This window comes from Mesorhizobium sp. CO1-1-8 (assembly GCF_020164875.1).
Lineage (GTDB): Bacteria > Pseudomonadota > Alphaproteobacteria > Rhizobiales > Rhizobiaceae > Mesorhizobium.
In genome coordinates, this window is the sequence record NZ_JAIUGZ010000011.1 from 215,634 (window position 1) to 229,412 (window position 13,779).

Sequence of the window (13,779 nt, forward strand, 5' to 3'; positions counted from 1 at the left end):
CGATGTGGGTCTCGCTCCAGCGCGTTGCTCTAATCTTCTGTCACCTGGATTTCTCGCTGCTTTTGCGTTTTGCCCGATCCGTGATCGATTCGCGACGGCAGGTGCTGCTCATTTTTGACCTCAGCCCCGGGCGGTTCCCGCCGCTTAGGAAAAGGCCCATTCTGGATCGCCTGGGGCAATCGTTCGCTCCCGCAGCTGTGAGCCAAGTTCAATCCAGGACGGATCAGCAACGAAACTGCTCAGACCTCCACAGGCATCAGCAAAAGACATATCGCCGAAGCGGTCGATGACCTCTCTGATTTCGCCTATGCCCTTTCGGATTGAGTCGAATGGATCCTCATCGCATTCAATGACGCGATGCCCCCAAGCTCCTGGCACATCATCGCTCGCGAGAGCGCGTCGAAGGTCCGCATCCATGTCTGCGGTCTCTAGAGCCCGACAAACGACGTAGCGCATGAGGGGATAGTAGACTGGCTGGTGGCTGCCTCCAAGCGCACGCACGCCGGGCAGGATCGACAGGACCAGAAACATGAGGAGCAGATTCGGTACAAGGCTGCGGTTCGCCAGCCGCTCAATGATATCGGGAGCCGCGAAGCGAGCTACCTTCGTTCTGGACGCCAGATTGATGAGTTCTCCACCCACCATGCGCAGCGGCAGGCGCTTTCCGTTTTCATAGTACCAAAAGAAGTCGGTACCGCGCGCGAGCCAGCCACCCCAGGGGCCAGCGGCCAGCCTGTCGATCTCGTCGAGGATATTCAAAGCCAGCTTTGGGGTCTCCAGCAACCTCGTACGCAGCCAGGAACCCTCGTCTGATAGGTGGTCTGACACTAGATCGGCAACATCCTCATCGTCAATTTGCAAAAAGGCAAAGCTCTCTCCGAACAGTTTTGGCCAGAGTATGCGATTGGCTGCCTTGATGGCATGCGCAGGCCGCTCGAACTGCGTCTTCGGCAGAAGACTGCGAAGCAGGGCGAGGGCGTCACCCTCGGCATTTGGCCCCGTCGGCACCAGTTCGAACCGGTATGATCCTGGCCCGGTCAGAAGGCTGTATCCGATCATCCGGCTTCGGCTGAGACCGAAGACGTTGACCGGCTTCCCGTCAAGCGTGATCCAGCCTGGCCCCTTGCGGGGCTTTTCAACGAGACTCACGGTTGAAACGGCATAGGAAACATAGGTAGGGCAGCCATGCGCCGAGAGGCCAAGCAGGCTGAAGATGTGGGTGTAATAGGCTTCAGGCTCCATGAGGAGAAACAAATGTGGGCCAGTCTGTATCACGCGGCGTTGTTCTAGATCTTTGCAGATTTGGGACACGGCGTTGATCGGCAATCCGTTCCGCGTTCCCGCATTCCTGATCGTATCGAGCAGCTTGGCAAACGCGCGGCTGCGAATTTCGCCTTCCGGCTTCTGGGCAGGCGCTTCGAACAAGTGGGATGCATAATCGCGAAGTGGACGGCAATGATAGGAGCGCGTCCAAGGATAGAGCGTTGCCAAAGAGTCCAGCACCGCCTGCTTAGCGTCTGTGTCCGTCGCTAGCTCGTCCACCTCACGGATCATCCTTTCGCTGCGCGATGCCGATGCTCAATGCAGGAATGCTGAGAAGGAGGACCACGCCGAATCCGAAGAAGATTGTCGAAGGAAATACGCTGCCGCCCAAAACGCCAGCGATGCTGAATATGACCAGTCCCAGCGCGACGGCGAGACTGTGCATAGCGCCCTTGGCCCTGCCCAATACGTTGTCAGGCATACGCGACTGCAGTGTGACCTCGACGCTCACCCGGCCCAGATTGTAGAGAAACCCGAGCGTGGCGAAGACGATCAATGTCCAAGGCGCGCGCACAGACATCAACGACATCAACGCGAGCGCCGTTGAGGCCAAAAGCATGGGGTGCAGTATAGGACCACTTGCCGCTCGTGTCAGCCTGACGAGAACAGCCGCCCCAATAATTGAACCAGCCGACCACGCGGCCTCAAGGTGGCCGAAATCGGCGACGGTGCCTTGCTGCTCTTCCAAGACGAAGCTTGATCCCATCACCGTGACCAGCACCGCGCCTCCATAGAGAAGGGCATAGGCGGCAAACAGACGAAGGAGATGCTTGTCCAAGTTCGGTCCCAGGTCTTTGGCCGTTCTGACACCCTGCGGGAAGAGGCCCGGCCGCATCCACGAGAGTGAGCCGGCTGAAACGAGGAACAACACGGCGAGCACCATGAACGCCAGGGCAGGGGAGCGCCCACCCAGCAACGACCCGGCTAGCAACGCTGCGCCGAGGCTGCCAAACTGCATGATGAAGAAGATGACGGAATTCGATGCCGCAAGTTCGGCGCCTCGCGTCATGAGCGGGATCATTGCTTGCGAGGCGGTCAGTGCGACACGATCGCAAATAGAAAAGAGCGCTGCTGACACGCAGAGTGTGAAAAAAGCGTCCAGATACAGGAGCGTACAAGCCGTGGTGAGCAAGATGGCAAAGCGACCAAGGTCGGCCGCGATGTTCAAGCGCCGTCGGTCAAACCGGTCCGCTGCCAGGCCGGCCAGAGGACTTGCGACGAATTCGACAACACTGACGGTCGCAACCACTGTCGCCACGCCGGCGCTTCCGTAGCCTGCTGCGACAACAGTCCAGGCGGATGCGATGTAATAGCCATTGCGTCCGACTGCCGCCGATAGCGTGCTGGCCAGGAATCCAAGCCATAGCCGGGAGCGGATGCTTGATCTGTGGTCGGCGTGAATTTGAATTGCATTTGACAAGGGCTGCGCATCCTATTGGCGCTTGTCATACCCACTGCCTAGATTGCCGCTTAACAATCACGCTCGTTTTTTCAGTTCGTTGCTGAATTCAGTGCAGGTGTTGAATCAAACTCTGGACCAGCGGCGGTATTCCTTCGGACTGGCGCCAAACGCCCGTTTGAAGGCGATCGTGAAATGGCTTGAGCTGCCGAACCCGCATTCCAGCGCGATCTCCGTCGCAGACATATTGGTCGATCGCAGCATGTCGGCGGAGTGATCCAGTCGACGCCGTGCGATGAACGCGTGTGGCGTCATTCCGGTAGACTGCTTGAAAGCCCTGCTGAAATGGAAACGACTGACACCTACTTCCTTTGCCAGATCGGCGAGCGTCGGTGTCTCGTCCCATGAGGACTCGATCATCGCGATCGCCCGTTTGAGATCGAAGGCTGACAACCCGCCTTTCGCCGGCTCATGATAGTGGCCGTTGCGCCTGACCATCTGAATGAGCAATTGCATGGCCTGGCTCTCGACCATCGTCGCGCTGATCGGATCGGGTTGTCTGAGCTCGATGGCGATCCGTTGCAAAGCCATTTCCACCGTGCTGTCGCGAAACCCGATCGCAGCCGGCAGGTCTCCTGAGCGATGACGCACCATCCCGCCGAATGCCTCGTCGGTGAAGCCTTTTGCAATCGAGACGAGCAGGTAGGCGGCCGTCGGTTCTCCCTCGTCCCACCCCTTCCAATCGCAGCCGGCAGGCATATGGATTACCGAACCAGCCCGCCGTGGCGAAAACGAGATCCGACGCCCGTCGACGAAATCCTCTCCGCGGCTTGCCGCCCCTTTCAGGTTCATCAGGAATATGTGGCCTGGGAACGAAATTGCTGTTTCCTGGCGCTCCAGACCAGTTCTCCTGATCAAGTCCGCCCGTATGTTGCCCCAACTCTCATGTTGGTGTGTAAGCGTCTGGTGCTGTGAACGGCGGATCTTGTTCGGATCGAGGCAAGGGGTGTCCACGGATGGCAGCAGCCTTCATACTAAGAGTAGCCCGCCCTCCCGTGTTTTGCCTAACCAGAGGTTGCTGGACAAATCACAACTAACTCAGGATTGGCAGAAGATGTGACTTTAGTAAAAAAATGGCAATCGTAGGAAAGCCGCTCGTATTCAGCAGGCCTACCAGTACCCCGGCCAAGATTCGAATCGATCCGAAACATTAGATCACTCTTAATTGAGTGGAGTTTTCCCATCGAGGTCTTGGCATCTCACCAAAGCAACGGTGCGGGAGGCATAGTGCGATGCGAGGACTCAACGACTTCCTGGCCGAGTGCGATCAAGGACCACGGATCAACCAGCTGGCAGGCTTTTTCGCGGCAACCGCAGCAGGTAAAAGCGGGATGCCAGTTCGCAAGCCTCAGGCCGACCCACGCCTCCTGCCCAACGACGAACTCCTGCGAGATCTCGTCCGCCTGCACGCCGCCCGGCAAGGTTTTTTCGACCAGCACTATCACGGCAGCATTCCCTACAGACTGGAAGAGGAGTGCCGGATGGCCTACGCGGTGCTGAACTATGCCCGGCGCCGGGGTGCTGCGCTGTCGCTGTATAGTCTCGGAACGGCGGAAGGCACGATGGCCAGAACACTGTCCGAATTTTCGGATGGGCAGATTCTTTCGCTGTCCTGCAGCCCGAACCCCGAGAACTACAAATCCTTCATGGCCTATGGCGAACCGGCCCACGCCGAATTCTTCGTCGGCCCGTTCCACCGGTTGACCAAGGATGCGCTCGGATCGGATCGGCGGCTGACGAAATTCACGGGAGGCTTCGACGTCATCCTGGAGGACACAACCTTCCAGATGTATTCGCCTAACAGGCCCAAGCAGATCGAATTCGTGACCCAGCACCTCAAGCACGGCGGCATCTTCGTCTTCGTCGAAAAATTCAGGGCGGCCGATGAAAGCGACTACCAGCGTCGAGAGTACCAGAAGGATTATGGCTTCAAGGCGAGGTACTTTCCCCCGGACGAAATCGCAAAAAAGAAGACGGACGTCCTCGGGACCATGTTCAACAATGAGGTGACGCTGGCAGAGATGGCGCGCTCCGTAGGTGCGCATTTCAGGTACTGCACGATGACGTGGAACAGCGGCAATTTCTGCAGCCTTGCTGCGAGCAACAGCAAGGAAAATCTCGACCTCTACGCTTCACAGATGTCGGCGCCCGCCATTCCGCATGAGTATGTCTACGAAACCAGCGTATCTGACGCAGCGACGATCGCCATCACTGACAATCTGATCTGACGCAGCCATGGGGTGGCCGCCGCGCCGAGGCTCCAGGCGGGCAGGCGACACAGTTGAGCCGCCTGCGTGTCACCCGTCCGCAATGCGGATCCGATCGCATGCGGTGAGACAGGCGCCTCCTGCGGCGATGGTCACGAAGCTCAAGGGACATGACGCGGAACGGGAACGCCATCCAGTTGCTGACCTACGCTTTTGCGGCCATGGATCACGGCAGCTTGCGTCAGGCAGCAAGAGCCCTGAGAGTCCAGGAATCCTCGGTCAGCCGCAACGTCGTCAAACTCGAACAGCTTCTCGACATGCAGTTGTTCGAGCGCGATGTGCGCGGCGTTCGCTTGACGAAGACAGGCCGCGCCTGGATCGAAATCGTGCGGGCGCACTACGACGGCCTGCTTGATGCTTTCGCCGAGCGTGTGCGCGATAACAACGATGCCAAGACACTCAGGATTGGGCTGTGCTGGGTGACAGGAGGAGAATTCCTCAAACGCCTCATCGAGCGTTTCGGCAAGCTGTACCCGGACATAAGGCTGACCATTGAGAATGTCCCATCGGGCCAGTGCCTTTCTGCGATACGCCGCAGGCGCTTCGACCTTGTGTTCACACATCACATTGGCACCGCCAAATTCTGCAGCAGCGAAGTGTTCTGGCAAGAGCGCCTCTTCGTGCTCCTGCCGTCCTGTCATTCTCTTGTCGAGAGGCCGGTGCTCAGATGGTCCGACCTCGCGGACATGCCTCTGCTTGTCCCGGTCGGGCTAGAAGGGCCGCCGTCGGACCTGTGCCTGCTCGAACGCATCGCGGCCGGTGGCGGGCCTGCCGTTCATACTTGTCGCGCGAACCAGGCGACGGTCATCTTCCAGGTGGGACTGGGGCAAGGCGTCACTTTGGCCGAGGCGAGCTATGCCAGAACAGTCGCCACCGATTCTGCCCTGTGGAAGCCGCTTCGCGGGAAAAACAGCGTCAGTTCGATCAAGGGCGTGTGGCTAGGATCAAATCCAAAGCGTGCCGTCCTCCGGTTCGTCGGGCTCGCCAAGAACATGGCGGAGGGAAGTCCAAGAGGGCGACGCGCGAAACCTTCAAGGGTTATTCCGGGAGCTACGCCCACTAGCCGAAATGCGACTTGAGTCGCAGGCCGCCGATGAGACTGCGTGGCGGCAGCATAACGGAACGAACGTCTTGTTTCTGGAAGCGGTGTCGTGGGGGCCGTACAACTGATGCCGGGCGCTTGGGAGGCGACCAAGCCACGTCGACCGAGACGTCTTAGCCTGCTTGGCGTAACTGCAACGTTCAGCGCCCATAGATACGGTTCCGCAACCTCACATTACAATCGCGGTCGGGCTACTTGATTTTCTCGCTGAGCCGCATCGATGGATGCCCGCTCCCCATCCGCAGACGGTTCACCTCCCGGGTGAACTCGTCGCAGCCTGCTTGAACAGAGTGGGACCCAAGCCGTTGGCCAGACGAAGCTCCCGGTTTCCCGGTTCCAGAGCCTTCATCTTCTCCAGGACGCCCCCGGAAATGCCCGGTCGCCGAACCGTTGTTCACTCGGTTTGAGCGCCGAGCACCTGATCTTGGCTGCTATCGAGGAAACGGTCCCCATCGGGGGGTATGTTCGGCTTCGTGGCTAAAACAAGCCGCACCGCTGGGCGCGGACTTCAGATGAAAATTGTTCGTTGTTTTGCTGGTATAGCTCGACGGTCTCACGAGTTGGAGCCTCCGGCAAACCCGGTGCGGTTCAAAGCCCCCTTGGCGGTGTTCTAATTGTCGAGCCCCCCTACGAGTTTTCAGGTCATGCGGGACTGCGGCGGCTGCCGGGTTTCGGCGTTATCCCCCAGGACTTCAACTCGAGATTCGGATGGCTGGTGAGCGACGGGAGCTTGCTCGAGAGCTGTGCAGCGATCTGGGTGAAGATCCCGTGCGTTTTTCTCTCCAATCGGCCCTCGGTGATGCCCCGGAGGACGTCGGCAACAGAGCCCGCGTCGCGCTCGGCGTGAAAACAAATGGACCGAGTTCGTAGCGATGATGGTCTGGCACGCAGGTGGCAATCTCCCCGTAGCCTCTCCAGAGTTCCACATAGCCTTGATGCGCAAGTTCGTGGACGTGCCGGCATACACAGGTCCCGCCACTCCGACTCTCAAAATCAATAAAAGAGTTCCGCGCATCAGCACGTTCTGCAGCAACCTGGACTTTGAGCAGCCGCGCTGCCTTTTGTGATCGTTTTTGCTAACACAGCGTCTCGCACGCCACGCCGTCGCCATCGCGATCCAGCTTGCCACCCCATGAGCAGTTGCTGAGATACCATTGAGCCTCGTCGCACGAACTGATTTGCGAGCATTTCCGCCGCGGCTGACAGGAATAGCTTTGCGCTACCTGTTGGCGGCTGATGAAGCCTAGCGGTTGGCTCACCGCCGGTCCGGCATCGTCTCTATGCCCAGCGCGCCATTCCCACGGCGCTTGGAACTTTCCGGCCCACAGCCCGACCTTCGCTGCCTCCGCTTTCGCCTGATGCGCTGCATAGGCACCATGGCTGTATTTCGGCCAGTCGAGCGCCTGGCCGTGCTCGACCATCCAGGCGGCCGCACTGGCACCGTCGGCGCGCCGGCAGTCGCCTACGAAGCGGTTGTAGCGGTCCCACGCGACAAAGGTGCATGTGACCGGCCTCGAGGCGGCCAAGAACTCGTCGAGCGCTGCCGCGGCCTTCGCACCGCAGCGGTAGCGGAAGCCCTTGGCGTCGTCGCATTGTTGGGCGGACTCGGGCGCGTCGATGCCGTTGAAGCGAATTCGCTGCCGGTGGACCTCAATCGTGTCGCCATCGATGACTGAGGCGACCCCGGTGATCGGCGCGGGGCTGCCTCCAATCCAGTCAGACACGTGAAGGCCAGGGGCGCCTTCGCTGTGCTGCAGGATGAACTGCGCCACATAGGCAGCCATCGCCGCCAGCGTCACGAAGACCAGGCGCTTGGGAACGCCTGCTAGAAAGCGCGCACGTGCCCGCTGCGCACCACGCCGCTTGCGCCACTGATCAGACCTGTTGTCGTATCGATACTTGTCCACGCCCTGCGTCCCCACAGACAAGATGCGACTCTTTCCGCCGGGAGTCGAGTCGGATCACAGTCCGCGGCAGCGGCGCCCCGGCGGGCCTCATCCGGGGAACAAAAAGCCCCGGCGCTGGGTCGCGGCACCGGGGCTTATGGCATGTACGAGCTACCTAGCATGCGCGCATATGAGACTGCGCTAATATCGTAAATGAATGGTGAACCGAACACTCTGGCGGGAGGGGAAAGGCGGCCCTATAACGGGCGGCTTTCCATGGCGCTTGCCTCGGGCAAGGGCGCGGAAATGCAACCAACGCCTCCGCCACCCGTTGGGCGCCATGCCGTCGCTCTCGATAAGCAAATTCGAATACAATCCGGACACCAGGGTTCTCTCAGTGTGGTTCGTAGAGAGCGGCAGGCAATATGAATTTCTGGACGTACCCCCGGAGACCTTTGCCCAATTTAAATCTGCCTTTGCCAAGGGCCGCTATTTCAATGATCGCATCCGCAACCATTTTGCGTTCCGGCCCGTGGCACAAGCTCCAACTCCAGCGGCTCATGTCCGGGCTGATCGTGCCAAGCGACCTGGCGGAAGTCGCGCATGTCGAGCTGCTGGCCGCACACCGGGCAAATCATACGATTGTCCCGCTCGTCGGCAGGCTCTCCGCCGTGCTGCTCTCCGGGGATTGGCGAGCCAAGGTCTGAGAGCTTGGTCATCTACTGCCCAGCGCTTTTGCTTCTCGTTCCAGCTTCTTCCGGTCATTGCCATGTTTTTCGATGAGTTCCCGCACTTCGGGAATCGTAAGCTGAAACTTGCTGGCGAGATAACCGACCTCATATTCTTCGTCGCCTGATACCCGGTCGCGGTCGCGGAAATCACGCTTGCTCTTGTCGTCTGGCATGGTTGTTCCTCCTCGATGTGTTGATCCGCAACGCGCGTCGGTCCGCATTGTTCATCCTTCTTGGAATTATTTTAGCTAAAGCTGATTGAATTGCGGGTGTGGGTCAATTCATGCGTTTGAAGTCCATCAAGCCGATGGAGCCGGAGCTTGTCGATAACCCGCCAGAGGATGACGACTGGATTCATGAAATAGAGTTCGACGGCTACCGCACGCAATTGATCAAGGACGAAGACGGCATCCGCTTGCTGACCAGGAGACGGTACGACTGGACTGCACGGTATCAGGTTTTTGCCGACCAAGCTGCGGCGATCGAGACCTTTCATCATCGAAGGCGAGGCCATTGTGGTCGACGCGTCCGGTCACCCGGATTTCCATGCGCTGCAGTCGGCTGTCAGCAGCAGTGAGCCATCGCAGGATTACTATCTTGTCGCCTTCGACCTTCTAGAACGGCAGCGATCTGCGCAACGTGCTGCTCGAGAATGGGCGGCAACGGCAAGACCGTCGAGGTGGACGAAACCTATATCGGTCGCTTGAAGGTTGCCCCGGTCAAGTCGGGCGGTGGCGCTCACAAGAACTCTGTCGTTACGCTGGTCGAGCGCGGTGGTCGCGCTCGTTCCTTCCATGTCGATACCGCTCGCATTGGCACGATCATGCCAATCGGTCCGCGCCAACATCGCCAAGGAAAGCGCTCTGATGACTGACGAGGCTGGCATGTACCGCCGCGTGGGCCAGGAATTCGCTTCTCACGATGTCGTCACGCATTCCAAGGACGAATATGTCCGCTACGAAGGCGAGAAGACCGTCCACACCAACACGGTCGAAGGCTTCTATTCGATCTTCAAGCGCGGCATGAAAGGCGTTTACCAGCATTGCGCCGAACACCATCTTCACCGCTACCTTGCCGAGTTCGATTTCCGCTACTCGAACCGGTCGGCCATGGGCATTGAAGACAACGTTCGTTCGCTCATCGCCTTGAAAGGTGCCAAGGGCAAGCGCCTCACGTGCCGTAGGCCTGTTGAAGTCTAAGGAGACGTACTTCCGTAAGCTGGTCCAGCTTCAGTTGCCGCTCTGGCGATACGAACATCCCAAGCGACGTCCCAAGAGAAAATGAGATGGTTCTCATTCATGACACGGAGAAACTGGTTGAGCGGCTTGTCGCCATGCCGCGCGAATGCGAATGGCTAGAGTTCAAGGTCAACCAGTTCAACAAAGAGACGGTTGGCAAGTACGTTTCCGCAATCGCAAACTCGGCAATCCTATGTGCGCAGGACTGCGGATATCTTATTTTTGGGGTCGAGGATGAGACCCATGAAGTCGTCGGCACGACCGTCAGGCTGGCGCATGAGAAGGTCGGCAACGACACGTTTCTCTTTTGGCTTCACAACCGCCTTTTCCCGCGTCCTTGTGGAGCACAGGGCCTGCTATTACGGCGGCAAACGTGTCGAGGTTTTGGCGATTTCACACGGCTATCAAGAGCCTGTGAAATTCAACAGCATCGCATACATTCGTGTCGACACCTCGTTGCAGCCACTAGGACACAGCCACCGCGAACGCGAAGTCTGGCAGGCGAGTAACCGGTTCACCTTCGAGCAAACGATAGCGCAAACACACTTAAGCGCAGAAGAGTTGGAAGGCGTTTTTTACCTAAGAACGCTCGTAGCAAAGCTAAAGGGAGCGGAGTCATCAACCAATAGCGTGTTCGACTATCTCATGATATCCGATCACCGCGATAACAAACAAGGTGCGTTTGACGTCTTTAACCTCTTCGTCGTGCTTGCGGCGCGGGACTTGCGCCGTTGGCCGGGCCTCGAAAGAAAGGGCGTAAGGGTTATCGAGTACACCGGCAAATCAAAGCTCGACGCGAAGTCCGATGCGTCCGGTAACAAGGGGTACGGCGTAACATTCGAGGCTTTGCTAAACTACATCATGGAGCGCGTGCCGCACCGCGAGGAGATGCAGCACGGCAAGCGCATTACTGTCTATGATATGCCGCGAGTTGCCATCCGCGAGATTTTGGCGAATGCGATAATTCATCAGGACTTCACAGCGAGTGGCGATGGCCCAGTAGTGGAAATTTTCCCTGACTGGCTCAAGATCACTAATTCTGGTGAGCCACTGATTTCCACAGATCGCTTTATCGACGCTCCCTCACGCTCTAGAAACGACAGATTTCGAGGGCTGATGCACCAGCTTGGGTTTTGTGAAGAACGAGGAAGCGGCATCGACCGTGCAGTCTCCGCCATCGAGAGAGCTATCTTGCCGCCGCCTTTGTTCCAAGCCGAAGAAGGCACCACCGTCACGACGCTCTACGGGCCGCGCCCGTTCGCAAATATGACAACAGAGGAACGCATTCGGGCCTGCTATCAGCATGGATGCTTGATGTTCGAATCTGGAGACAGGATGAGCAACAGCACGCTGCGCGCTCGGCTTGGCCTATCGGACCGGCAGGCGCCCTCTGTTACTCCCGTGATCAACGATACCAAAGATGCAGGCCTAATCCGCCCCGTTGGCGAGGACCAGGCAAATAGGAACGCTCGCTACATACCCGCATGGGCGTAATCTTCATCGCCTGTGCATATCTAAGGTTAACGCGCAGGAAAAGCTATCGAAGTCAGATGGATAGCGCAGTGTCACTTATTTCGTCGCCTCTGTAGGACGACGCCATGACCGACCGCAAAAAGCCCCAGAAAGAGAAGTTCGATGAAGCCGCTCGCGACAGGCAATACCAGAAGTTTATAGACAAGGCGCGCGAACTGGAAACGGACGAATCCGAAGAGAACTTCGACCGCATCTTACAAAAGATTGTGAAATCGCCGCCGCAGAAGGGACGACAAAACGAAGTCTTAGGCTATTTTGCTTTCCGCCTATCCGAGCGCGTCACTTCGATTTCGACGGGCCTAATAGGCCGGTTCCCCTTTCGCTTTTCAGCGATAACTGGTTGGCTTCCCTCAATCGGGAATAGCATTTCCGTCTGGCCTTCAACCCTTTTGCGAGACCGTTTTGGCGGCGTAAGTGCCGGCTGACGTCCTGCCTCTGGCGTATCGATCATGCCGGGCAAATCTACTGGATTTGCTTGGAAGAGCATATCAACGGTAAGGATTTGCAGTTTCGCAACGCGCCTAGAAGGTGGACCAACATCTCGCTCTGAGGCGGCTTCTTTGACCATAGCCGGGGTTGGACTATCCAGGCATACCAGAACGCCAATCTCTGCGCCTTCGCGCTGCACGACCGACTTGAGTTTGTGGATAGCATCGACCCCGACATGCAGCCCGCCCTTCACGGAAACAACGGCTCGATTTGGCTGTTCAATGCCAACGCGGTGATACCGTATGATGCCGTCAATTCCGCCGTCTGCGCCGGGACGATCCTTTGGAATGCCGCCAAGCGTAAAAACTGCCCACTTCTGAAATTCCAACCAGTCCCGTCCGGCAAGGGCCCTCGCGTCGTTTGCGTCCCTTGGGCGCCCAAAGATTTTGTAGCTGTCCTTAATTGATGGGCCGAAGGCTTTGACCAAGCGCCCTTCGATAACGTGGATCGCTAAATAAGTAACATCTATCCCAATCCAGTTGCGCCCTAAGTTTTGCGAGGCCTCAACGGCTGTTCCGCACCCGCAAAATGGATCGAGGACAACGTCACCCTTATTGGACGATGCAAGGATTATCCGTTCCAGCAACGCGAGCGGCTTTTGCGTTGAGTAGCCTAGACGTTCGTTCCCGGCTGGGTTGATCTTGTCGATGTCATCCCAAATGTCGCTTACTACCAACCCCTTCAATTCGTCCCGATATCTCTTGATCTGCGGCCAGCCGCCGCCGGGCGGCCAATAGAGCTTGCCAGCAGCGTCAAGGGCCTCAAGATTGTCGGTGGTAAACTTCCAGTGCGCACCCTTGACCGCCGGGTCATAACCGCGCCAAGCCTGACCGGATGAACCCTGTCGGGTGCCTGCGGCAGTTAGGCTGTTGCGCCAATACAGGCGACCGTCGCCATCCTGATATTTGTAATATTTGTCTAAGTAGTCTTCGGCGTAGTCGGTTCGTGGATTCGTCCAGGTAAACACGTTGCTCTTGGTATAAAAAAATAGCACGTCATGAACCGGGCCGTAGCGCTTCGCGCTGTTATGCGCGCTGTGTCTTTTCCAGATAATTTCGTTCTGGAACCGATCCGGTCCAAAAATCGCATCTAGGATCAGTTTCAGGTAGTGGCTCGCTGTCGGGTCGCAATGCAAATAGAGCGAACCTTTCGAATTCAGCACGCGACGCATCTCAATCAATCGAACAGTCATCATGGCCAGATACGCCATCATGTTGCTGTTTCCAAAAACCTTTTGGAACGCATCTAACAAAGAGCCGGCTTCAAGGTGTCTCTCCGCCGTTTCGTCAATTGCCCGCTGTGCATCGCGTCCCCATTTCCATGTGTCTTCAAATGCGTGCGATTGAGCTTGCGAAGGGCCACCCCGCTTCGTCCCATAAAGAACATTGTAATTGGCGTTCGAATTAAATGGCGGGTCTAGGTAGATCAAATCCACTGACTCTGCTGGCATTGCCCGCAGCACATCAAGGTTATCGCCGAAGTGAAGCTCGTTCATAGCTTTTGTCCCCGACAACAGAGTTGCAGGTTGCGGTTAACTATTTGAGAATTAAGGGTTTATTAACGAATGACCGACGGGCGGCGGTGCCGTTCCCTAAGGTTGAGGACTGGTTTTTGTGCGCTTTCGTGAGAGTGCCGGCCTGTCCTGATTATATTCCTATTTTGGTGCTAGGTTTGTCAACGATATAATCGCCCCTGCCATCGGTGAACAAAATGAGAACACAAAAGTCATCCCTCTTGTAGCGGCAGGAATA

At 57.6% G+C, this 13,779-nt stretch carries 11 protein-coding genes and 3 pseudogenes; 8 read left to right on the forward strand and 6 right to left on the reverse strand.

The annotated features are described in order from the left end of the window. Nucleotides 1-144 precede the first annotated feature (144 nt). From LB558_RS21955 to LB558_RS21965, 3 genes are all read right to left on the reverse strand, one after another. Entirely contained in the window at nucleotides 145-1,554 is a 1,410-nt protein-coding gene (locus LB558_RS21955; RefSeq protein WP_224699451.1) for a hypothetical protein, read from the reverse strand. Further along, nucleotides 1,544-2,743, reverse strand: coding sequence for an MFS transporter (locus LB558_RS21960; RefSeq protein WP_224699452.1), 1,200 nt, complete (start codon nucleotides 2,741-2,743; stop codon nucleotides 1,544-1,546). Before LB558_RS21960 ends, LB558_RS21955 begins: the two co-directional genes overlap by 11 nt. A gap of 105 nt (nucleotides 2,744-2,848) precedes the next feature. Continuing rightward, nucleotides 2,849-3,574, reverse strand: coding sequence for an AraC family transcriptional regulator (locus tag LB558_RS21965; protein ID WP_224699453.1), 726 nt, complete (start codon nucleotides 3,572-3,574; stop codon nucleotides 2,849-2,851). 377 nt (nucleotides 3,575-3,951) lie between these two features. Between LB558_RS21965 and LB558_RS21970 the strand changes: the two genes are divergently transcribed. Both LB558_RS21970 and LB558_RS21975 read left to right on the forward strand, forming a co-directional pair. Continuing rightward, nucleotides 3,952-5,010 carry a class I SAM-dependent methyltransferase gene (locus tag LB558_RS21970; protein WP_318011656.1) on the forward strand — a complete coding sequence of 353 codons (1,059 nt, stop codon included), beginning with the start codon at nucleotides 3,952-3,954 and terminating at the stop codon, nucleotides 5,008-5,010. A gap of 176 nt (nucleotides 5,011-5,186) precedes the next feature. After that, nucleotides 5,187-6,128, forward strand: coding sequence for a LysR family transcriptional regulator (locus LB558_RS21975; protein ID WP_224699454.1), 942 nt, complete (start codon nucleotides 5,187-5,189; stop codon nucleotides 6,126-6,128). Between the two features lie 1,099 nt (nucleotides 6,129-7,227). Here the strand turns inward: LB558_RS21975 and LB558_RS21980 are convergent. After that, complete coding sequence (locus tag LB558_RS21980; protein WP_224699455.1) at nucleotides 7,228-8,058, reverse strand: excalibur calcium-binding domain-containing protein; 831 nt, start codon at nucleotides 8,056-8,058, stop codon at nucleotides 7,228-7,230. 319 nt (nucleotides 8,059-8,377) lie between these two features. Between LB558_RS21980 and LB558_RS21985 the strand changes: the two are divergent. Both LB558_RS21985 and LB558_RS21990 read left to right on the forward strand, forming a co-directional pair. Then, nucleotides 8,378-8,497 (forward strand): annotated as a pseudogene (locus LB558_RS21985) (KTSC domain-containing protein); the annotation flags it as partial. Between the two features lie 37 nt (nucleotides 8,498-8,534). Beyond that, entirely contained in the window at nucleotides 8,535-8,744 is a 210-nt protein-coding gene (locus LB558_RS21990; RefSeq protein ID WP_224699492.1) for a hypothetical protein, read from the forward strand. A gap of 8 nt (nucleotides 8,745-8,752) precedes the next feature. Here the strand turns inward: LB558_RS21990 and LB558_RS21995 are convergent, their stop codons facing one another. Continuing rightward, nucleotides 8,753-8,941 carry a DUF3606 domain-containing protein gene (locus LB558_RS21995; RefSeq protein WP_224699491.1) on the reverse strand — a complete coding sequence of 63 codons (189 nt, stop codon included), beginning with the start codon at nucleotides 8,939-8,941 and terminating at the stop codon, nucleotides 8,753-8,755. Nucleotides 8,942-9,051: 110 nt separating this feature from the next. Here LB558_RS21995 and LB558_RS22000 point away from each other — a divergent pair, with 110 nt between their 5' ends. The 4 genes and pseudogenes from LB558_RS22000 to LB558_RS22015 all read left to right on the forward strand — a co-directional run bounded on the left by LB558_RS22000 (nucleotide 9,052) and on the right by LB558_RS22015 (nucleotide 11,500). After that, the gene (locus LB558_RS22000) at nucleotides 9,052-9,345 is read left to right on the forward strand and encodes a hypothetical protein (RefSeq protein WP_224699456.1); all 294 of its coding nucleotides are present in this window, start codon (nucleotides 9,052-9,054) and stop codon (nucleotides 9,343-9,345) included. Nucleotides 9,346-9,420: 75 nt separating this feature from the next. Further along, nucleotides 9,421-9,967 (forward strand): annotated as a pseudogene (locus LB558_RS22005) (IS1595 family transposase); the annotation flags it as partial. Nucleotides 9,968-10,101: 134 nt separating this feature from the next. Beyond that, nucleotides 10,102-10,242, forward strand: a pseudogene (locus LB558_RS33235) (helix-turn-helix domain-containing protein); the annotation flags it as partial. Nucleotides 10,243-10,249: 7 nt separating this feature from the next. Continuing rightward, a complete protein-coding gene (locus LB558_RS22015) occupies nucleotides 10,250-11,500 on the forward strand; it encodes an ATP-binding protein (protein WP_224699457.1) in 1,251 nt (416 codons plus the stop codon). 289 nt (nucleotides 11,501-11,789) lie between these two features. Here the strand turns inward: LB558_RS22015 and LB558_RS22020 are convergent, their stop codons facing one another. After that, a complete protein-coding gene (locus LB558_RS22020; protein ID WP_224699458.1) occupies nucleotides 11,790-13,523 on the reverse strand; it encodes a DNA methyltransferase in 1,734 nt (577 codons plus the stop codon). Between the last annotated feature and the right edge of the window lie 256 nt (nucleotides 13,524-13,779).